This window comes from Pedobacter punctiformis, assembly GCF_027213715.1.
In the GTDB taxonomy this organism is placed as follows: Bacteria; Bacteroidota; Bacteroidia; order Sphingobacteriales; family Sphingobacteriaceae; genus Pedobacter; species Pedobacter punctiformis.
On record NZ_JAPWGM010000003.1, the window covers coordinates 319,488 to 339,363 of the forward strand.

Genomic DNA, 19,876 nt, shown 5'->3' on the forward strand with positions numbered 1-19,876 from the left:
TTAAGGCTTGTCGCTAAGTTTATAAAGAAAATATTTTATCCATCAACATCCATTTCTCGCCTGGTTTTGCACCAGGTAATGCCTGCTGATAATTCCACATTAAAGTTTCCCACTTTTGAACTACCGGACTGGCTGCATCAGCAGTTCCCTTTGCTTCAAAAGAAAAAGACTCATTCACTTCCATGATCATAAAAAGACGATTTCCAGTCCGGTAAATTTCCAGAAGCTCAATTCCTGATTTTTTGATACTTTCTAAAATTTCCGGCCAAACCGCTGTATGATATTGTTCATATTCAGCGATGAGTTTTTCGTCATTTACTAAGTCTAAAGCCAAACAATACCTTTTCATATGCTATTTGTAAGCTTTTACATGTTGTTTACTCGATCCTAATCCATCAATACCCAACTCCACAACATCGCCTTCTTTTAAATACCATGGTTCTGGTTTTTGTCCAAGCCCTACTCCTGCTGGTGTTCCTGTTGTAATCACATCGCCTGGTAAAAGCGTCATAAACTGACTTACGTAATGAACCAGAAAAGGCACATTGAAGATCAGGTTTGAAGTATTTCCATCCTGCATCAGTTTATCATTTACTTTTAACCACAATCGCACATTATGAATGTCTTCAATTTCATCCTGCGTAGCAATGAAAGGTCCGATTGGTGCGAAAGTATCACAACTTTTTCCTTTAACCCATTGTCCGTTACGTTCAATTTGAAATGCTCTTTCGCTATAATCATTGTGCAAAACGTAGCCTGCAATGTGATTTAAAGCATCGCTCTGTTCCACATAACTTGCTTTTTTACCAATCACAATGGCCAGTTCAACTTCCCAATCTGTTTTTTTACTGTTTTTAGGAATGGTTAAATCATCATTTGGACCAACAATAGCTGAGGTTGCTTTAAAAAACAAAATCGGTTCTACCGGAATTGCAGCATTGGTTTCTGCCGCATGGTCCTTATAATTTAAGCCTATACAAACAATTTTTGAAGGTCTGGCCAGTGCAGGGCCCAATCTTACCTCTTTACTTACTTTAGGCAAATTTGCCTGTTTTATTTTTTCTTTAAGTTCTTCAAGTGCGTTACCGGCAAAAAAAGCTTCATCGTATTCTTTTACCAAACCAGAAACATCATAATATTCTTCATTGATAATTACACCTGGTTTCTCTTCTCCGGCTGCGCCAAATCTTATTAGTTTCATTGTATTTAAAGTTTAAGCTTTTTATTTAATTGATAAGTTTGATTTGCTTTTGTTTTTAAACTGATGGTTGTATTGCCATATTTAATTTTACAGTCATTACCTTTTTTTGACAGAATTTCTGCATTTATCAGCTTACCTGCTTCCCATTTCATTTTAATTTCGAAACCACCTCGGGCAAGTAAACCACTTACTTCGCCATTACTCCAGGCTGCAGGAATTGCAGGTAAAAGTTCTATATAATCGTTTTGACTTTGCACCAGCATCTCGGCAATACCCGCTGTTCCTCCAAAGTTACCATCTATTTGAAATGGTGGGTGATTATCCAGCAGATTATTTAAAGTTGATTTTTGCAACAATGCCTGTACATTTTGCCAGGCCTTTTCGCCGTCGAGTAAACGGGCATAAAAATTAATAATCCATGCCCGGCTCCAGCCCGTGTGCCCACCACCATTGGCCAGTCTTCTTTCCAGTGTTTTCTTTGCCGCTTCAAATAATTCCGGTTTGGAAGGATTAATTACTTCAGCAGGATATAAACCCAGCAAGTGAGAAATATGCCTGTGCCCGGGTTCTGCCTCTTCATAATCTTCAATCCATTCCTGAATTGTTCCTGTGCGTTTACTAATCTGTATCGGGGGCAATTTAGTAAGGGTTTGACTTAAACCTCTCAAAAATTCAGGGTCGTCATTTAAAAGTTTCCCTGCTTTTAAACAGGCATCGTATAAACTCTGAATCAGCTCAATATCAATGGTTGGTGCATAAGTAATCTGATCTTGCTGACCATTAGGCAGGATAAAAGTATTTTCGGGCGACATGGATGGTGCAGTAACCAAATATCCGTTCTTATCCTTAATTAAAAAACTTTGCACAAATTCTGCAGCTTCTTTCATCACGGGATAGGCTTTATCTCTAAGGTAATCCATATCGGCAGTAAAACGATAATGATCCCAAAGGTTAAGGCAAAGCCATACCGAAGCCAATGGAGAAGTGCCCCAATGTATGCCGGACTGGATTCCTGTTTTACCAAAAATATCGGTAGCATGATGAATAGTCCAGCCTTTGGCGCCATAAGTTTCGCTCGCGGCTACACGTCCGGGTACACGATTCTGATCTACAAAATTTGCAAAAGGAATCATTGTTTCTGAAAGATTAGCAACATCCGCAGGCCAATAATTCATTTGAATATTGATGTTGGTATGGTAATCTGATTTCCATGGCGCCTGATACAAATCGTTCCAAACCCCTTGCAAATTTGCAGGTAAAACACCGGGAAACCTCGAACTGCCCATTAACAAATATCGGCCGTACTGAAAATATAACGAAGTTAATTGCTTATCAACAGTGCCTTTACGCACATTATCCATTCTTACATCGGTTGATAAGTTTGAAAGATCATCTCCGCCCAAATCTAATTTAACGCGGTTAAATATTGGCTTATAATCATTTAAATGTCTTTGTACTAATGTTTCATACTTATAAGCAGATGCTTTGGCAATAATATCTTCACAAGTTTTCTTACTGTCTATAGCCCTGTCGAAATTCAGTTTATTCAAATTATAATCTGTTGCCGCTGTAATCAAAATAGTAACCTCTGATGCATCGGTAATCATAATGCCATTGTTGGCTGCTTCAGTTTTTCCGGAGTTGGAAATCACTTTAACAATGGCATTAAATTTCATGTCCATACCGCCTTTACCTTCATCATCTGAAGGCAAATCCATAATCTGGCCGCTAAGCAATAGTGTATTATCAGAAACTGCATTTACCGCAGCATCCTGTTCTCTGGCTAAGGAAACTTTAAAGTTTAAACTCTTTGGTTTATCTGCAGTAATGTGCACCACAATAGCATTATCGGGTGCCGAGGCAAAAATTTCTCTTTTATAATTTAAACCGTTGGAATTATAGTTTACCCCTGCAATGGCCGTTTCTAAATCAAGACTGCGCTGATAATCTTTAACATCAGTGGTATTTGCAAAATCTAAATGCAGATTACCTAAGGTTTGATAAGACCTGAAATTAGGAGGTGTTGCCAACAAATATTTAGTCGCAAGTTCATGTGCTTCATTATTTTTCCCGTTTAAAAGTAGTTGCTGAATTTCTTTTATGTGTGCCAAAGCCTGGGGATTGTTATCATTGGTCTGGTTGCCCGCCCATAAACTTTCTTCGTTTAACTGGATAATTTCGCTACCGGTTTTACCAAAAACCATAGCACCTAATCTGCCGTTTCCAACTGGCAAAGCATCATTCCAAATGCCGGCTGGCTTTTTGTACCAAAGTTTTAGGGATTGCTGGGCGTTTGCACCAATAAAAACAAATGTGAGGAAAACTATAAACAGGGATTTTAGCTGCATTGTTAGTTATTTAATGTTGTAAAACCACCATCAATTGGATAATCGCAACCTGTAATAAAAGCGGCTTCATCACTGCACAGGTATAAAGCCAGTGCTGCAACTTCTTCCGGCTTTGCCATACGCCCGATGGGTTGTGTTTTTGATAATTTATCAAACATTTCCGGGATGTTATCGGGATAGTTGTTCTTTAAAAAACCATCTACAAAGGGTGTATGCACCCTTGCCGGCGAAATGGAATTACACCTGATGTGCTCACTGATGTAATCTTTTGCCACACTCATGGTCATGGCTTTAACAGCACCTTTAGCAGTACTGTATGCAAAACGATCCGGGATACCAACCAAAGCTGCGATGGAGGCCATGTTTACAATAACGCCACCACCCGATTTACGTAATTGCGGTATTGCTGAGAATAAACAATTATAAACACCTTTTACATTTACCTGCATAACCCGGTCAAAATCACTTTCAGCGGTAGTATCGGCTTTGCCAATATGGGCAATTCCGGCATTATTTACTAAAATATTAATGGCTCCTATGGCTTCAAAAACAGAAGCTACCTCTTGATGGTCAGCTACATTACAGCCATGTGCATAAGCTTTTTGGCCTGCTTCTTCTATTTGTTTTAAAGTTTGGGCAGCATGCTCGGCTGTAAGCTCAATAATATGTACTTCAGCACCTTGCTTAGCCAAAACAACGGCTATTGCCTGACCTATTCCGCTTCCGCCTCCGGTAATTACCGCTTTTTTATTTTGTAATTGAAACATCTTAAAAAAATTAAAATTATAAACTTACTCCTCTTTTCCAGGGAATAAAATCATCCTGATTTAACTGAACTGCTTTAGGAATTTCTTCTCCACTGGCCACTTTTATACAGTATTCGAGAATATCCTCTCCCATTTCTTCAATATTTTTTTCTCCCCGAATTACAGGTCCAGTATCAATATCAATAATATCAGCCATTCTTTTTGCCAGCGCAGAATTGGTTGCAACCTTAATTGTAGGGCAAACCGGATTGCCTGTTGGCGTACCCAAACCTGTAGTAAACAAAATTAATGTCGCTCCTGATGCAGCCTTACCCGTTGTAGCCTCTACATCATTGCCCGGGGTGCAAACCAAACTTAATCCGGGTTTTGTAGCCGGTTCAGTATAATCCAGTACATCAACTACTGGTGAACTGCCTGCTTTTTTAGCCGCACCTGCAGATTTAATGGCATCAGTAATCAAACCGTCTTTAATATTACCCGGCGAAGGATTCATATAAAAGCCTGATCCAACTTTATGTGCTAAATCATCATATTCAGTCATTAAACGAATAAATTTTTCCGCTGTAGGCTGATCCACTGAACGGTCGATCATTTCCTGCTCTACCCCACATAACTCCGGAAATTCGGCCAGTAAAACCTTAGCACCAAGTCCAACCAGTAAATCGGCACAATGCCCTACTGCAGGGTTAGCAGAAATACCGCTAAAGCCATCACTGCCTCCACATTTAACACCTACACACAATTTACTAAGCAGCGCATCTGTTCTTTCAATCTTATTAATGGCAATTAAACCTTCAAAAGTTTGTTGTATGGCCTGCCTTACCAGTTCTTCTTCGCTTTGTGTCTGTTGCTGTTCAAAAACAAGTAAAGGTTTATCGAATGAAGGATTTCTGGCTAGCAAATCTCTTTTAAAATCGGCAACCTGTAAATGCTGGCAACCCAAACTTAAAAGTGTAATTCCGGCAACATTAGGATGATCTGCATAAGCTGCCAGTAAATGGCTTAAAACATCGGCATCCTGCCTGGTGCCACCGCAGCCTCCATTATGATTAAGAAACTTAATTCCGTCTACATTTTTAAATACCCTTGAAGCTTTGGCGTCATTTAACGGATCAAAAGATACATTTTTAATATTTTCGCCATTCTTTAAGGCTTCGGCCAGCTGATTGGCATAATGTTTATACTTATCATCAACAGCATAACCCAGAGCGTTATAAAGTGCATCCTTTATAATATCCAGGTTTCTATTTTCGCAAAATACAGTTGGGATAAATAACCAGTAATTGGCCGTTCCAACCTGTCCGTTATTTCTATGGTAGCCCTTAAACGTCCGGTTCTCAAACTTAGTAACATCTGGTGCCTGCCATTTATAATTTACATTCCGAAAAGCGTAAGGCTCAGCAGCATGTTTAGTATTCTCGGTATTCATAATGCTTCCGGTAGCCAGATCGAACTGGGTTTTACCAACCAAAACACCATACATAAAAACTTCCGAACCGGCATGCATTTCCTGAGTAAAAAATTTGTGTTTGGCAGGAACATCATTTTGCAGGGTATAATCAATACCATCATAACGAATGACATCGCCTTTATTTAAATTAGTTAAGGCAACCAGAACATTATCATGGTTATTTATTTTAATTACTGTGTTCATATAAAAATTAATTTTGCAATGGCTTATATCCTGATTTACCAAAATAGAAAACGACTAAAAAACAAACTAAAGGCACTATATAGCCATATTGTATACTGCCGGTAAGATCAGATATGTAACCTAAGGCCAACGGTAAAAAAGCGCCTCCAACAATAGACATTACAATTAGCGAAGAGGCAATTTTTGTATCTTTTCCGAGGCCTGAAATTCCCAGTGAAAATATGGTTGGAAACATAATTGACATGAAAAATGCGATACCGATTAACGCATATACCGTGATTAAGCCGTGTGCAAATATGGCCAAAATTGTAAGCAGCATACAAATTAGAGCATATAACATCAATAATTTATTAGGTGCTATAAAACGCATAAAAAATGTGCCTGCAAACCTGCCCAGCATAAATGCTAAACCGGCAGCGCCCGAATACCATGCTGCAGATTCTAAGCTTATCCCTGCTGAAACACCGATAAACCTGACAAAAAAACTAAGTACGCATACCTGAGCGCCTACATAAAAAAACTGAGCAATTACGCCCCATCTTAATTGTTTAAATTTTAAAGCATCAAAAATGCCCGATTTTTCTTCCGTTTCACTAGATTTTATATCTGGTAGTTTGGTAAACGCAAATAAAACAATCACCAGTACAATGGCAAAACCTAAAAAAGTATAGGGACCTTTTACACTTGCTGCTTCAGCGGTAACATAGGCGTCATAAGCTGCGGGTGTCATGGCTTTAATCTGTGCCTCAGTTTCTGTAGAGCCTGTAAAAATAAATTTAGAGCCTATTATGGGCGCTACAAAAGCAGCAAATCCATTAAAAGATTGTGAAAAATTTAATCGCAAGGTAGCAGACTCCGAAGGGCCTAAAACGGTTACATACGGATTTGCAGCGGTTTCTAAAAAGGCCAATCCACAGGCAATAATAAATAATGCACCCAAAAAGTAGATATAAACTTTAGTATCGGCCGCCGGAATAAATAAAAACGATCCTATTGCAAACAAAACCAACCCCAATAAAATACCGCTTTTATAACCCCAGCGCTTCATTACATAACCCGCAGGCAGTGCCATAGCAAAATAGGCAATAAATATGGAGAAATCTACAAAGGAAGATTCTAAATCATTCAATTTAAAGGCTTTGCGCAAATGCGGAATTAAAATGGGATCTAAATTATGTACAAAACCCCAAAAGAAAAATAGACTCGTAACCAGGATTAGTGGAAACAAATATTTTCCAGGTTGCTTTTGCGTTGGGGAAAGGTCAAATTGTTCAGTTGTCGTGTGGCTCATTATTTTGTTGGTTATGTTTTGGTTAGTTCTCTTGCATCATAAATATCCCCAGGCTTCTTGCTCCATGTGCACCAATCACTAAAGATTGTTCAATATCGGCAGTTTTAGATGGTCCTGAAATAAAAACGCCGTAGTTATAATCCTGATCTCCAATTTTCTGATAAGCATCGTTCATTGAAGATACTATTTCGTTTTCATTTAATATAAGGATCAGGTGTTGGGTGATAAAAGGTAATACCCTATGCCCTAATAGTTCTTCTGTTAACCATAAAGCCCCATTTTCGGCAACGCCCAATTGAGCTTTCAAAATGGTTAAATCCACATCTTCAAGATCATGGGGGTCATCCTGTTCTGAAAATTCAGCCTGCTTAGCAATATCATTTAATGCTGCAATGGTTGTTAAAATTTTATCGGAAGAAGAAAAATTCTCACGTACATACTTTCTTAGTTCTGTTAAACCGGAGATCCGATAAACCTTGCTTCCGTTAAATGATGCTGAAGCTATAAATTTATGCAGTCCTTCCCCGCTACCCTTACTAAAATTCAAATCAGGTAAAGTTGTAATGGATTTTGGTTTATGCTCCAAAATTCCTTTTAAAATGATTTCCCTACTATCAATTGCCATTTTTTCTGTTTTGATGATACCATTTCTTAAAGGATTCTTTTGGTACTTCAGGCATTTCTCTGTTTTTATACCAGGGATTTAATTGATTATTGATGGCAAAGGGGATATATTTTAAAGTTAATCTCATTGATTTTCCAGCAAAGTCAAATATTCGTGAGGATGAAAGTGTAAATGCCATTCCTTTCATCGCTATTGTTTTGCTGGTATCGGTATAACCGCTTTGAACAATTACCTGCCGCCACTTATACAATTGCTGGTGAATATCTATTTTTACCGGGCACACGTTTGTGCAGGAGCCACACAAGGTAGATGCAAAAGGCAAATCTTTATATTTTTCCATATCCAGATTTGGCGCCAGAATAGAACCAATAGGGCCTGCGATGGCGGTATGATAACTATGCCCCCCGCTTCTTCTATAAACCGGACAAGTATTCATACAAGCACCACAACGAATACATTTTAAAGAATTTCTAAAATCTTCACGCCCCAATTGTATGGTGCGGCCATTATCGACGATGACGATATGAATTTCTTTATTTTTAAGTGGTCTTTTAAAATGACTGGAATAGGTGGTAATGGGCTGTCCTGTTGCACTTCGGGCCAGTAATCGTAAAAATACGCCCAAATGTTTTCTTTCTGGAATGATTTTTTCGAAACCCATGCTGGCAATGTGAATATCAGCTAAGTGTGCGCCCATATCCGCATTACCTTCGTTCGTACATACAACGAACTCTCCTGTTTCCGCAATGGCGAAATTTACACCTGTTAATGCCGCTTTACGGGTCAGAAACTTCTCACGTAAATCTTGTCTTGCTGCTTCAGTTAGCTGCTGAGGATCAGAAAGGCCTTTTGGAGTACCCAAAAATTCATGGAAAATTTCGCCTATTTCTTCCTTTTTCTTATGGATACAGGGTAAAACAATATGACTTGGGGCTTCATTTGCAAGTTGTACAATCCTTTCGCCTAAATCAGTATCAATAACTTCAATACCATTTTCTATTAAAAATTCATTTAAATGGCACTCTTCGGTAAGCATGGATTTACTTTTAACCATACTTTTTACTTCCGCTTTCTTTAATAAGGAAAGTACAATCCGGTTGTGTTCTAAGGCATCAGCTGCCCAGTGTACAATAACACCATTTTTCAGTGCATTTTTTTCAAACTGTATTAAATAACGATCTAATGCTGAAAGTACATTATCTTTTATTTGAGATGCCGCGTTACGCAGTTGTTCCCAATCTTCTATGTCTTTACTTACTTTATCCCTTTTTTCACGAACGAACCATAGTGTATCATCATGCCAGGATACTCTTTCCTCATCTCTATTAAAAATATCTGCCAGTGCTGCGTGATCTTTCATTTATCCGGCGTTAAGTATTTCGGCAATATGAATCACTTTAACCTTACTGTTGGCCCGTTTTAAAATTCCTTCCATGTGCATTAAGCAAGACATATCTGCGGCGGTAATGTATTCGGCATCGTGATCGGTATGATCTTTAACTCTGTCTTTCCCCATTTTGAAAGAAACGGCTTCTTCTGTAACACAAAATGTGCCTCCAAAACCACAGCATTCATCTTTCCGTTTCAATTCGATCAGGTTTAAACCTTTCACCATTTTCAATAAAGTCTCTGGTTTTGAGAATGGAGCTTCATTTAATTCTGACATGCTGGCTAACCTTAATCCACGCTGTCCGTGACAACTTTGATGTAAGCCAACTTTGTATGGAAAACTTGCAGTTAAATCTTCGATTTTTAAAACATCGGTTAAAAACTCAACCAGTTCGTAAACATTTTCTTTAATCTGCCTGGTTTCATCAACCTTGTCTGTTCCATACAGGTGTTCCTTAATGTGTAAAACACAGCTTCCCGATGGTGAAACTACATAATCAAATCCAGTAAAATTTTCTACAAAACAGTTATTTATGGGCTGGGTAAGGTGTTCATAACCAGAGTTTGCCAGTGGTTGACCACAGCATGTTTGCTTTTCAGGATAACTTACCTCTACGCCAAATTTTTCCAGTAATTGCAACGTTGCAATGCCTACCTGAGGATAAAACTGATCGATATAACAGGGTATAAATAATCCAACTCTCATAAAAACTGTAAATGGCTAGACGCTATTAATTATACAAATAAAACCTTTAAAGCATATTTAAAAGTTTGCCTGATTGCCTTATTATTAAGCTATATTGGAATATATATTGCTTTTATCGAACTTTATTGCAAATTGAGTTAAATTTTAACCAAGTATTCCAAAAATGAAACCTCATCTATTAAAAGTGTCGCCTACTTCTGCACAATCCTTCAGTGCCAGAAGAGATATGATGCCCGATGTTAATAACAGATGGCACTACCATTCTGCCCTGGAATTGATTTATTTCAAAAGAGGCCGCGGAACGCAATTTATTGGAGACAGCATCAAAAATTTTAGTGATGGCGACGTTGTTTTAGTTGGCAGTAACCTACCTCATTACTGGCGCTTTGATAGTGAATATTTCGAAAACAAAGATCAAACAACTGCAGATATTTATGTTGTTCATTTTGAAGAAAGTTTTTGGGGAAGTGGCTTTTTAAATCTCCCTGAAAACGCAGAGATTAAAAAAGTGATCGAGCATTCTAAACAGGGCATGCAGATTACCGGAAAATCAAAAGCAATTATTGCTGATTTAATTGTACAAATTGTAGAAACCAGCGGCACCAAAAAAATCCTTTCGCTTTTAGAAGCCTTAATGGAAATTAGCCACTGTAAAGAAATAAATTACCTGGTTTCTTTAGGTTTTCAATCTAATTTTCAGGATGCTGAAAAAGACCGGATTCAGGCCATATACAATTACACACTAACCAATTACAAAAAGAAAATAGATTTAAAAGAAATTGCAGGAATTGCCAAAATCAGTCCAAATTCGTTTTGTAAGTTCTTTAAATCGAGAAGCCGTAAAACTTATACGCAGTTTACCAACGAAATAAGAATTGGACAGGCTTGCAAATTACTGATTGAGAATCAAATGAGCGTTAAAGAAATATGTTATGAAAGCGGCTTTTATAATTTTGCCAGCTTTCATAAATGTTTTAAAGATATTATGGGTAAAAGCCCGTTGAAGTATCAACAGGAGTTTATGTAAGTATATTAAAATTAATTTGTTTTCATAATCATCTTGCCCATAATCATAGGCTCATATGCCATTAAAATCATATCTCTTTGTTTAGAAATTGAATAATCAATCTTCAAGGCAGACCTATCTTTGGTATTTTCTACAATTAAGTTATTGTTTTTGTAATCAAAACCTTTATCCAGTTTAATTTCATAACGACCTTTTGCATCTGTAAAGGCAAACATCCTGGTATTGGCAATGGCAACTCTAATTCCGGCAAGTGCAGGTTGTTTGTTTTCCTTAATCACATAACCATAAATGACTTTAACAGGTTCGGGTTTAGCATCATTGGTATTTTTTTTAAGCACAGACAGGGTTGTTTCTGTTTTTGTGGATGCAAAAACCTGAGACTGCTGTAAAAAGATACTGGCTCCAATGGTTAAAGCGCCTAAATATTTCATCCAGTTTCTTTGAGTTGGTGCAACTACCAAATGATATGAAAGCTGATTTAACTGATTTTGACTCATTCTTCCACAAACTTCTGAATTCGCACTGGCTAAAGTCTTAATAATTTCCGCATTGGTGTAGGTAGAAAAATCGATTACACATTTGCTGCAGGTTTCACAAAAATGATGTCCATCTCTTTTTTCCATCAGTTCCCAATTTTGAGAACAAGGTTCAGCAATTGATATATTCGTGATTGTGGTTTTCATGTTCATTAATTTAAATACATGATGTATTTTCTAAACTAATTCCACAAACTGCATGAAAAATAATTTATCCTTTTACAAACTTTGCAAGTTCATTATAGAGTTTTTCCGTTGGCAAACCCATTACATTGGTATAAGAGCCATTAATTTTTTCAACTACAACAATGCCCCACCAATCCTGCACGCCATAACTACCTGCCTTATCATAGGGTTTAAAATTATCGATGTAAAAATCTATTTCTTCACTACTTACTGTTTTACAATAAACTTCTGTCCGATCATAGAATGAAGTTATTTTATCGCCTAATGCTAAAGTAACCCCGGTATAAACTTCGTGTCTGCTCCCCGAAAGCTTGCGCAGCATTTCTTGTGCATGTTCGCGATTTTCAGGTTTGCCTAAAATTTCTCCATTTAAAGCCACAATGGTATCTGCAGTCACCACAACTTTATCATCAGCATGAAAAGCTTTAGCTTTCTGTTCCGAAATATAAACTGCAATTTCTGCAGGACTTAAACCTTCAGGATAACTTTCGTCTACATCTTTTAATTCAATGGAAAAATTTAAGCCCATTAATTTTAAAAGTTCTTGCCTGCGGGGCGATTTTGAAGCTAAAATGATGGAAGGGAAGTCAAATGGCATAGTATATTTTTTTGCTAAAATAACAAAAGCGGCCAATAGCCGCTTTCATTATTTTATTTTTTATCCGGGAGATTGGTTATTTCCCACCGCCGCCACCCTGGCGATTCTGCATTGCTGCTCTTTGTTCTTCCTGCCATGCTTTGTAAGCAGTTTTTTGATCGTCAGTTAATAAAGCGGTAACTTTTTCATCTGTTTCTTTTCTCAGCTTCATTGATTTTTCACGCATTGCGTCACGATCGCCATTCGCTTCTTCTCTGATTTTAGCCATTGCTGTTCCCTGTTCGGTATAAATAGCTGTAAGCTTTGTTTTTTGATCGTCGTTAAGTTTCAACTTTTCAGTTAACCTGTCAACCATCATTTTAGCCCGTTCTTCGGATGTACCGCCCATGCGGCCACCGCCTTGTTGCGCATTTGCATAAGTTATCACTGAAAATAACAAAGCGCAAATCATCATTAATTTTTTCATGTCGTTGTTTTTGTTGAATTATGATTCTTTGAGAACAAAAACAGCTGAAAGTTTAATTCATTCAGGTAACATCGCTGTTGCAAATCCTGGCTTTCTTAATCCTTTAATAACAGTACGGGAATATGTGATTTGATGGTTAATTTATGTGAAACACTTTGATGCAGCAAACCTTCAAAAAAGCTGTATTTTTTGGGCAAAGCGATAATAATCTGTGCCTCTTCTGCCTTTGCAAACTTTACAATTCCTTTAATTGTATCGTTATGAGCTGAATAATAGTATTTAGGATTGTAATCCTTAAGCATATCTCTTAAAGTGCCTTCTTCTTCCTGATCAACTTCCTCCCCTGCATTTATACCCAGCACCAATAAGTCTATCTCATGCTTGCTTAATATCTTTTTCAATGCATTTATAGGCACAATTTCTTTTACCTTTTTAAAATCGCAGGCCAGGATGGCTTTTCTAATGGATTGATAGTCTGCTTTTGGTGGAACAACCAAAACCGGAACAGGACTTGCTTTAGAAATTTTTATCGCATTTGAACCAATATCACTTTCATTTTTTGCTCTTTTTCCGTTGCTGCCCAGAATAATTAAATCGATTTCTTCCTTATTAATCCGGTTGACCACGGATCTCAGAATGGTTTCTCTGGAAAGCGAAATTTCAATATCTGCCTGCGGATTAATTTCCAGCAATTTGCTTTTTAATTTGTGCAGTGCCGCTAACCTACTTTCTATTTCGTCTGCAATGCGATCATCTGTAGTTACCATCAAATCGGGCGTAGGTAAAATACTTTCATATTCAGAAACGTAATAGGAATTAAGCAGAATAAGTTTGCTATTGGGCATTGTCCAGCTTAACCTTGCGGCATATTTAGCGGCATGGTCTGCAGTTTTAGAAAAATCTACAGGTATCAGATAGGTATTCATATCATTGAAATTACATGATTAAGGATCATTAAATTAATCAATCGATTGATTAATTTAATGATGTAAATTTCGGATATAAACTTATTTAATGCAAGTTTTAATGTCTTAATTTTATAATCTTATCAATAAAAATAGATTTTATTATGTGCCGGAATCGGCTGCATTAGGGTTTTCATCGTGCCATTTATTTTGCACTTTCATTACCTTTTCAATAACATCTCTTACAGCGGTTTTACCACCGGTATAAGGAGAAATAAAAGTAGAAATGGCTTTAATTTCTTCTACAGCATCTGCAGGACAGGTGGCCAGGCCAACCAACTTCATTACTTTCAAATCGGGAATGTCATCGCCCATGTACAATACCTGCGAGGCATGGATTCTTTTATTCAGAAGATATTGCTTAAATATTTCAACCTTATCCCCTGCACCTAAATAAACATCGGTTATGCCTAAATTTTCGAAGCGTTTTTCCATAGCAAGCCCCTTTCCGCCTGAAATGATGCAAACATGATAACCCTTTTTAACAGCAAGCTGCAGCGCATAACCATCCTTAATGTTAAAAGTCCTTAAAGCTTGCCCATTATCCGTTACCTGCACCGAACCATCCGTCAGTACACCATCAACGTCAAAAATAAAAGTGGTTATTTCTTTGAGCTTTTCCAGGAACATATTGAATTCAGGATTGAGCGTCCGGAGTTTAATACCGTCAGGCGGTTAAGACTCCGGACTCCATATTAAAATTACTGATTATCTCTCCATTCATAAACCCATGCCGATTGAATTTGCTCCAAATGGCCTTCTGAACTTTCTTCACGGGTACCTTTAAAATTTGGCAATTCCAAAACCCATTCCAACAATTCGGTAAAGCGGATGCGGTAAATTTTAGTTTCAGAAAAATCATCACCAAATTTCTCGTATAAAGACATGGCAATGTCCTCATAATCATTCCAGTGAATGGGTAAAGTAAATTTATCGTTATTCATGTTTTTAGTTGTTGTACTGTTGAATTGGTTAATTATTAAATCAAGTCGATCGACTCAAGACTACGAGCTTTAGACTTAGATTAGTGTCCCATAAATCCAGACTGGTCCGGAATGGTTACTTCGATATCTCCATCTAAAACTACGCACTGGCAACCTAAACGTGAGGTAATTTTCGGACGAACAGCTCTGTCAATAAAGTCTTCCTCCTTATCTGATATTTCCTGAATATTGTCCATTCCTTTGGTTACATAAACATGGCAGGTACTGCAACCGCAAACACCTCCACAATTGTGCTGTAACTCTATGCCATTATCCAGGCAAACATCCAAAACAGATTCGCCCGCAGCAATAGGCAATTCTATTGGCTCGTGATCTGCTTCTTCAAAATTTATTTTTAGTTTATAAATACTCATAATGTGTTGCAAAAGTAATAAGCAAAAGCGGCAATTATACTATTTGTATGTTAATTTAATGCTATTGCTAAGTGTTTCGTAAATATTGTGCAATTCGGGCATGTCCTTTAATCTGTCCAAATGTGCCTTTATTGTACTTTCATCGTGCCTGATTGCCGGACCTGTTTGTACATTTTCAGGCAAATCAGCTTTAATTTTATCAGCAGTTTCTGCTATTAATGGCCTGATGATATCGAATTCTAAGTTATGACCTGATAAAACCTGATTAGCAAGGGTGTATAAATGATTGGTAAAGTTGCAGGCAAAAACAGCAGCAAGATGTAAAACCTTACGTTTATCACCATCTATTTCGTAAACTTTTTCACTTAATTTATTGGCCAGTTGTTTTAAAATACCCAGTTGCTTTTCATCGCTTGCTTCAATACAAAGTGGAATATTTTTAAAATCTACATCCTTATTTTTCGAAAAAGTTTGCAGTGGATAAAATACGCCTGAATGAGCAACGTGTGCCGATAACAACTTAACATCAGTGGTACCTGATGTATGAACCACCAAACCTTTAACCTGTTTTAAACTGGCCGCCACCTGCTCAATCGCATCATCTTTAACAGAAATGAGGTATAAATCTGCGTGCTGATCAATTTTGGATAAATCGTTAATTGCAGCCGACTCAACCTTTTCGGCAAGGTTACCTGCATTTATTAAGTTAGGACTGTAAACCTGCACAATATCTTCGCCTTTGGCTTTTAAAGCAAGGGCTAAGTGAGTGGCTACATTTCCTGATCCTAATAAAACAACTTTCATTTTATGCGGTTTTAGCTTCTTTTCTTCTTCTGAAAATAGAAAGTAAGAAACCAACCACCATCACAATTGTTCCGGCCCAGTATAAATTAATGAATGGGAATTCTATCGCTTTGAAAACAACCCAATCTTTGGCTTGTTGTGGCTTCTCAAATATTTGAAGTTCTACTTTTTTCTCTTCCGGTATTACTTTAGAGAAACGAACTTTTAAATCTAACTCTTCTACCTTACGGGCAAAATCAAATGTATTGTTTCCTTTAATTAAGAAAATTGGCTCTGTGTTGTAAATTTTACCGGCCGAATTAATTTCTAAAGGTAAGCCAACAGCAAAATCGCCTTGTGCTAAAACCAAATCTTTAGCAGTCGGTTTATTGTTTAAAGCTTTAACCGTAATAATACCACTAGAGGTATGAACGGTATCACCGGCAGAAACTTTTACAATTCTTGGTTCTTTATAATTTTCATCATCAGAATGGCCTTCATGATCTCCATGATCTTCTTTTTTAATAGCAGCGCTTGTAATGTGGGTATAAACATCATAAGTTAAATAATGCTTGGTATCCGGAGAAGCGATTAAGCCCATTTTCTCATTATCCTGTACGTGTGGGTGCAGATTAAAATCTTCCTTAACTTTTCCGGTCTCTTCATCGTAAACCTTAAAGTTAAGTTCATATGTTGTATTAGGAGCAACCGTGGTATCGCTAACATAAGTTACCGTATACTTACCCATTTTTTTAGGTTCGTTTTTGTACAACATAATGTTTTCGCCTGGTTTCTCCGTTTTTTCAAAATCCTTTACCGGAATAAAGTTATTTGCGTTAATCGAGATTGGTTTATTGGTGGCCGCAGAAATTAATGCACCTAGTATTAAAAGGGCAAAACCAATGTGGGCAATAGCAGAACCTGCCAATTTAGCTTTACCTCCAAATGCTTGATAAAGGATTGTTGCGTTTGATAAAATGGCGAACAAACAGCTAAAAGTGATTAAGATATACATGGTGTTGGTATAAATATCGGCCACATATACCAAACCTGCTGTTAACACTATAGCGAAAATGATTGCTGAAACCAAACTGCTGTAGAATTTTCTTGGATCTGTTCTTTTGTATTTTAAATATTGAGAAAAACCTGAAATTAAGGTAATCAACACTGCAAATGGTGCCTGCCATTGATTATAATATTTTACGGCATCAATTGGCGGAGAAAACTTAGTACCAAAGGCTTTGTTAAATACGGGAACCGACGTAGAGAAAATAACCTGGATACAGGCAACAGTTACTACTAAAGCACCAATAAACATCCAAAACTCACGCGAATAGGTTTCTTCATCTTTAGTGGTAATTGGCAAATCTTTCCAGCGGATAACAATTAAATAAATAGCCAGTGCTGCAAATACCACATTGTATAGAATTAAATGCCCAAACATACCCATATCGGTAAATGAGTGCACGGATGTATCGCCTAAAATTCCGCTTCGGGTTAAAAAAGATGCATATAATACCAATAAGAAACTTAAAAAAACCAGCGCTATTGCCGTGAAGTAGGCATGACCGGTGTTTTTATAGGCAATCATAACGTGTACAGCACCAATTAAAGTTAACCACGGGATTAGGGATGCATTTTCTACCGGATCCCAAGCCCAGAAACCACCAAAGTTTAAAGCTTCATATGCCCAGAAAGAGCCCATGATGATACCCGTACCCAAAACCATAACCGCAAAAAGCGTCCACGGCATAGCTGGTTTAATCCATTCTTTATATCTTTTTTGCCATAAACCGGCAATACTATAAGCAAAAGGTACCACCATACTTGCAAAACCTAAAAATAGGGTTGGCGGGTGAATAACCATCCAGTAGTTTTGTAAAAGTGGGTTCAACCCTCGCCCATCGGTGATAAACTTAAGGTAATCTTTAAAATTTTCAGGGTTGGCAAAAACAACTGGTGCCATTGCTTTTAGATCCACTGCATCTCTTAACAGGATAAATGGAGAACTACCAATGCGTTCGCCGAAAATTTCAACACCCAGCATCATGGATGTTAAGAAAACCTGAGAAAAGGCAACAACAGTCATCACCGGACGTTCCCAAGTTTTAGCTTTCCAGATTAGTATACCTCCTAAAAGAGATTGCCAAAACGCCCAAAGCCAGAAACTACCCTCTTGTCCTTCCCAAAAAGCAGAAATAATGTAGTAAACCGGTAATTGTTTTGAAGAGTGGAAATAAACGTAGTTGTATTCGTTATAATGGCCTAATATTAAATAAAATAAAATGGCGCCAATACCAATAATACTAAACCAGTTTACCAAAAAGCCTATACGGCCCAGGTTTCGCCATGATTTATCTTCTAAATTTTTATCTCTACTGGCATAAAAATATGCTATGGTTGATAGCAATGATGCACTAAATGCCAATACAATAAAAAACTGTCCGATTTTACCCGGCAACAGGTTTTCGCCTACAAATTGAATATCCATTAAATTAATTATATTTTTGAACCTCGCCGTCTTTTCCTACTGATTCAACCTTACCGTCTTTATTTACTTCAACAAGGTTATCGTTATATTTAGAAGGGCACTTCATTAAAATTTTCGAAGCGTAGAAAGTATCTTTATCCATCTTACCGATCAGAACTAATTTTTCTGAACGTTCAAAATCCTGTGGTTTCGTTCCGCTGTAAACAACCTTACGTACTTCGCCTTTTTCATCTTTCATGTGAAAAGAGAAGTGATTGGCATCTTTAACAGCATCGTAGTACATTCCCTGAGATTTTTCCCAGTAGCCCATTACGTGTTCTTCCTTATTAGATTGAGAAGCTTGCGTAAAATTAGAGTAGGTATCTGTATTCGCATTTAAGCTGAATAAAATTCCTACGGAAATTGCTATGGTAATTAACCCAATGATTGCACTTTTCTTCATGATTATATTAATTGTAAAAGCTGGCAACAAAGATAGAAAATTAGGCATAGCACAGCCCATTTTACACTTATCTTGTCTTTATATTGACAATTAACTGATAGTTTTGACCCAAATAAAAGAAACTATAGCAACTATTTATAATTGTTCTTAAGCAAAGCTCCTTTATCAGTCATGATTATAGATAAAATACGTAAATATAAAAACACAAACAATAATTTTTATAATACAAAATACCAGCAAAAATGAATTAGCCTCAAAAATTTCACGTTAAATCGTTAAGTTTGGCTCTTAGATAAATATCCTACCGGTCAAACATAATCTACTTTATATGAGCCTTAAACAGTTCTACACTTTCTTACTATTTATATTTCTAATTCCGGTACTGAGTTCTTGTTTCCAGGTTATTGAAGAAATTACCATGAGAAATGACGGTACAGGTGATGTTGTTTTAACCATAAATTTGAGTCAAAGCAAAACCAAAGTTGCCTCTGTTATGCTTTTAGATAGCGTACAGGGCCATAAAGTACCCAGCAAACAAAAAATACAACAAGAATTAAGTGAAGCGGTTGCTTATTTAAAAAAATCAGAAGGCATTTCTAATGTAAAAAGCAGTACCGATTTTAATAATTACATCGCTACCATCAGTTTCACATTTAAAGATGTTTCAAACATTAATAACATCACTAAAAATATCCTGGCTCAACAAAAAATTAAGGCTACAAACAGTTCATCCTATAGTTATAATAAAACTACTGGTGTCTTCAGCAGGAAATATCAGGCTGTAGGAACAGCAAAAACGGAGTTTAATAAACTAAAGTCGCAGGATAAGGCTATTTTTAATACCGCAAGTTATACCAGTATTTATCGTTTTGAGAAACCTGTTTCAACTGTAAGCAACCCTGCAGCCAATGTATCAAAATCAAAAAAAGCGGTGATGCTTAAAAGCAGTATTCTTGATTTAATTAATGGCAAAATTAACGTTTCCAATCAAATACAATTATCTAAATAAACAGAAGTCTTCATAAATAACCCAGGCTGATTTTC

General features: G+C 37.0%; 21 protein-coding genes. 2 read left to right on the forward strand and 19 right to left on the reverse strand.

What is annotated here, in order from left to right:
* Window positions 1–19: 19 nt before the first annotated feature.
* Genes O0955_RS10490 through O0955_RS10530 form a run of 9 tightly spaced genes read right to left on the reverse strand, consistent with a single transcriptional unit; the run spans window position 20 to window position 9,981 of the window.
* Window positions 20–349, reverse strand: a complete 330-nt coding sequence (locus tag O0955_RS10490) for an L-rhamnose mutarotase (RefSeq protein WP_269427500.1) — start codon at window positions 347–349, stop codon at window positions 20–22.
* Window positions 350–352: 3 nt separating this feature from the next.
* Window positions 353–1,201: a fumarylacetoacetate hydrolase family protein gene (locus O0955_RS10495; RefSeq protein WP_269427501.1), complete on the reverse strand. Its 849-nt coding sequence runs from the start codon at window positions 1,199–1,201 to the stop codon at window positions 353–355.
* 5 nt (window positions 1,202–1,206) lie between these two features.
* Entirely contained in the window at window positions 1,207–3,549 is a 2,343-nt protein-coding gene (locus tag O0955_RS10500; protein ID WP_269427502.1) for a glycoside hydrolase family 95 protein, read from the reverse strand.
* A 2-nt stretch (window positions 3,550–3,551) separates the two neighbouring features.
* Window positions 3,552–4,316, reverse strand: a complete 765-nt coding sequence (locus O0955_RS10505; protein WP_269427503.1) for an SDR family NAD(P)-dependent oxidoreductase — start codon at window positions 4,314–4,316, stop codon at window positions 3,552–3,554.
* A gap of 16 nt (window positions 4,317–4,332) precedes the next feature.
* Window positions 4,333–5,970: a UxaA family hydrolase gene (locus O0955_RS10510; RefSeq protein WP_269427504.1), complete on the reverse strand. Its 1,638-nt coding sequence runs from the start codon at window positions 5,968–5,970 to the stop codon at window positions 4,333–4,335.
* Between the two features lie 7 nt (window positions 5,971–5,977).
* Window positions 5,978–7,261, reverse strand: coding sequence for an L-fucose:H+ symporter permease (gene fucP, locus O0955_RS10515; protein ID WP_269427505.1), 1,284 nt, complete (start codon window positions 7,259–7,261; stop codon window positions 5,978–5,980).
* A 22-nt stretch (window positions 7,262–7,283) separates the two neighbouring features.
* Window positions 7,284–7,886 carry a LutC/YkgG family protein gene (locus tag O0955_RS10520; protein WP_269427506.1) on the reverse strand — a complete coding sequence of 201 codons (603 nt, stop codon included), beginning with the start codon at window positions 7,884–7,886 and terminating at the stop codon, window positions 7,284–7,286.
* Window positions 7,876–9,246, reverse strand: a complete 1,371-nt coding sequence (locus tag O0955_RS10525) for a lactate utilization protein B (protein ID WP_269427507.1) — start codon at window positions 9,244–9,246, stop codon at window positions 7,876–7,878. Before O0955_RS10525 ends, O0955_RS10520 begins: the two co-directional genes overlap by 11 nt.
* Window positions 9,247–9,981, reverse strand: a complete 735-nt coding sequence (locus O0955_RS10530) for a (Fe-S)-binding protein (protein WP_269427508.1) — start codon at window positions 9,979–9,981, stop codon at window positions 9,247–9,249. It abuts the gene before it with no gap.
* 163 nt (window positions 9,982–10,144) lie between these two features.
* Here O0955_RS10530 and O0955_RS10535 point away from each other — a divergent pair, with 163 nt between their 5' ends.
* Window positions 10,145–11,008 (forward strand): AraC family transcriptional regulator, encoded by an 864-nt coding sequence (locus O0955_RS10535; RefSeq protein WP_269427509.1) that lies wholly within the window; start codon window positions 10,145–10,147, stop codon window positions 11,006–11,008.
* An 11-nt stretch (window positions 11,009–11,019) separates the two neighbouring features.
* Here O0955_RS10535 and O0955_RS10540 read toward each other — a convergent pair whose 3' ends face one another.
* From O0955_RS10540 to O0955_RS10585, 10 genes are all read right to left on the reverse strand, one after another.
* Window positions 11,020–11,691, reverse strand: a complete 672-nt coding sequence (locus tag O0955_RS10540; protein WP_269427510.1) for a peptidase associated/transthyretin-like domain-containing protein — start codon at window positions 11,689–11,691, stop codon at window positions 11,020–11,022.
* A 64-nt stretch (window positions 11,692–11,755) separates the two neighbouring features.
* Window positions 11,756–12,328 carry a Maf family protein gene (locus O0955_RS10545; protein ID WP_269427511.1) on the reverse strand — a complete coding sequence of 191 codons (573 nt, stop codon included), beginning with the start codon at window positions 12,326–12,328 and terminating at the stop codon, window positions 11,756–11,758.
* A 76-nt stretch (window positions 12,329–12,404) separates the two neighbouring features.
* The gene (locus O0955_RS10550; RefSeq protein WP_269427512.1) at window positions 12,405–12,794 is read right to left on the reverse strand and encodes a DUF4890 domain-containing protein; all 390 of its coding nucleotides are present in this window, start codon (window positions 12,792–12,794) and stop codon (window positions 12,405–12,407) included.
* Window positions 12,795–12,889: 95 nt separating this feature from the next.
* Window positions 12,890–13,720 (reverse strand): universal stress protein, encoded by an 831-nt coding sequence (locus O0955_RS10555; protein ID WP_269427513.1) that lies wholly within the window; start codon window positions 13,718–13,720, stop codon window positions 12,890–12,892.
* 141 nt (window positions 13,721–13,861) lie between these two features.
* The gene (locus tag O0955_RS10560) at window positions 13,862–14,389 is read right to left on the reverse strand and encodes a KdsC family phosphatase (protein WP_269427514.1); all 528 of its coding nucleotides are present in this window, start codon (window positions 14,387–14,389) and stop codon (window positions 13,862–13,864) included.
* Window positions 14,390–14,460: 71 nt separating this feature from the next.
* Window positions 14,461–14,703 carry a Fe-S cluster assembly protein IscX gene (gene iscX, locus O0955_RS10565; RefSeq protein WP_269427515.1) on the reverse strand — a complete coding sequence of 81 codons (243 nt, stop codon included), beginning with the start codon at window positions 14,701–14,703 and terminating at the stop codon, window positions 14,461–14,463.
* An 80-nt stretch (window positions 14,704–14,783) separates the two neighbouring features.
* Window positions 14,784–15,116: a 2Fe-2S iron-sulfur cluster-binding protein gene (locus O0955_RS10570; protein ID WP_269427516.1), complete on the reverse strand. Its 333-nt coding sequence runs from the start codon at window positions 15,114–15,116 to the stop codon at window positions 14,784–14,786.
* Window positions 15,117–15,155: 39 nt separating this feature from the next.
* Window positions 15,156–15,920, reverse strand: a complete 765-nt coding sequence (locus tag O0955_RS10575; protein ID WP_269427517.1) for a Rossmann-like and DUF2520 domain-containing protein — start codon at window positions 15,918–15,920, stop codon at window positions 15,156–15,158.
* Between the two features lies 1 nt (window position 15,921).
* Window positions 15,922–18,390, reverse strand: a complete 2,469-nt coding sequence (locus O0955_RS10580; RefSeq protein ID WP_269427518.1) for a heme lyase CcmF/NrfE family subunit — start codon at window positions 18,388–18,390, stop codon at window positions 15,922–15,924.
* A gap of 4 nt (window positions 18,391–18,394) precedes the next feature.
* On the reverse strand, window positions 18,395–18,832 hold the full coding sequence (locus O0955_RS10585) for a cytochrome c maturation protein CcmE domain-containing protein (RefSeq protein ID WP_269427519.1): 438 nt from the start codon (window positions 18,830–18,832) through the stop codon (window positions 18,395–18,397).
* Window positions 18,833–19,160: 328 nt separating this feature from the next.
* Between O0955_RS10585 and O0955_RS10590 the strand changes: the two genes are divergently transcribed.
* Window positions 19,161–19,841, forward strand: coding sequence for a hypothetical protein (locus O0955_RS10590; protein ID WP_269427520.1), 681 nt, complete (start codon window positions 19,161–19,163; stop codon window positions 19,839–19,841).
* Window positions 19,842–19,876 lie beyond the last annotated feature (35 nt).

Excerpts from the sequence above, each read along its gene's own strand:
- O0955_RS10545 (WP_269427511.1), bottom strand. The coding sequence starts at position 12,328 with ATGCCATTTGACTTCCCTTCCATCATTTTAGCTTCAAAATCGCCCCGC.
- O0955_RS10590 (WP_269427520.1), top strand. The coding sequence starts at position 19,161 with ATGAGCCTTAAACAGTTCTACACTTTCTTACTATTTATATTTCTAATT.
- fucP (WP_269427505.1), bottom strand. The coding sequence starts at position 7,261 with ATGAGCCACACGACAACTGAACAATTTGACCTTTCCCCAACGCAAAAG.
- O0955_RS10525 (WP_269427507.1), bottom strand. The coding sequence starts at position 9,246 with ATGAAAGATCACGCAGCACTGGCAGATATTTTTAATAGAGATGAGGAA.
- O0955_RS10520 (WP_269427506.1), bottom strand. The coding sequence starts at position 7,886 with ATGGCAATTGATAGTAGGGAAATCATTTTAAAAGGAATTTTGGAGCAT.
- O0955_RS10540 (WP_269427510.1), bottom strand. The coding sequence starts at position 11,691 with ATGAAAACCACAATCACGAATATATCAATTGCTGAACCTTGTTCTCAA.
- O0955_RS10580 (WP_269427518.1), bottom strand. The coding sequence starts at position 18,390 with ATGGATATTCAATTTGTAGGCGAAAACCTGTTGCCGGGTAAAATCGGA.
- O0955_RS10505 (WP_269427503.1), bottom strand. The coding sequence starts at position 4,316 with ATGTTTCAATTACAAAATAAAAAAGCGGTAATTACCGGAGGCGGAAGC.
- O0955_RS10500 (WP_269427502.1), bottom strand. The coding sequence starts at position 3,549 with ATGCAGCTAAAATCCCTGTTTATAGTTTTCCTCACATTTGTTTTTATT.
- O0955_RS10550 (WP_269427512.1), bottom strand. The coding sequence starts at position 12,794 with ATGAAAAAATTAATGATGATTTGCGCTTTGTTATTTTCAGTGATAACT.
- O0955_RS10555 (WP_269427513.1), bottom strand. The coding sequence starts at position 13,720 with ATGAATACCTATCTGATACCTGTAGATTTTTCTAAAACTGCAGACCAT.
- iscX (WP_269427515.1), bottom strand. The coding sequence starts at position 14,703 with ATGAATAACGATAAATTTACTTTACCCATTCACTGGAATGATTATGAG.
- O0955_RS10575 (WP_269427517.1), bottom strand. The coding sequence starts at position 15,920 with ATGAAAGTTGTTTTATTAGGATCAGGAAATGTAGCCACTCACTTAGCC.
- O0955_RS10560 (WP_269427514.1), bottom strand. The coding sequence starts at position 14,389 with ATGTTCCTGGAAAAGCTCAAAGAAATAACCACTTTTATTTTTGACGTT.
- O0955_RS10530 (WP_269427508.1), bottom strand. The coding sequence starts at position 9,981 with ATGAGAGTTGGATTATTTATACCCTGTTATATCGATCAGTTTTATCCT.
- O0955_RS10585 (WP_269427519.1), bottom strand. The coding sequence starts at position 18,832 with ATGAAGAAAAGTGCAATCATTGGGTTAATTACCATAGCAATTTCCGTA.
- O0955_RS10570 (WP_269427516.1), bottom strand. The coding sequence starts at position 15,116 with ATGAGTATTTATAAACTAAAAATAAATTTTGAAGAAGCAGATCACGAG.
- O0955_RS10535 (WP_269427509.1), top strand. The coding sequence starts at position 10,145 with ATGAAACCTCATCTATTAAAAGTGTCGCCTACTTCTGCACAATCCTTC.
- O0955_RS10510 (WP_269427504.1), bottom strand. The coding sequence starts at position 5,970 with ATGAACACAGTAATTAAAATAAATAACCATGATAATGTTCTGGTTGCC.
- O0955_RS10490 (WP_269427500.1), bottom strand. The coding sequence starts at position 349 with ATGAAAAGGTATTGTTTGGCTTTAGACTTAGTAAATGACGAAAAACTC.
- O0955_RS10495 (WP_269427501.1), bottom strand. The coding sequence starts at position 1,201 with ATGAAACTAATAAGATTTGGCGCAGCCGGAGAAGAGAAACCAGGTGTA.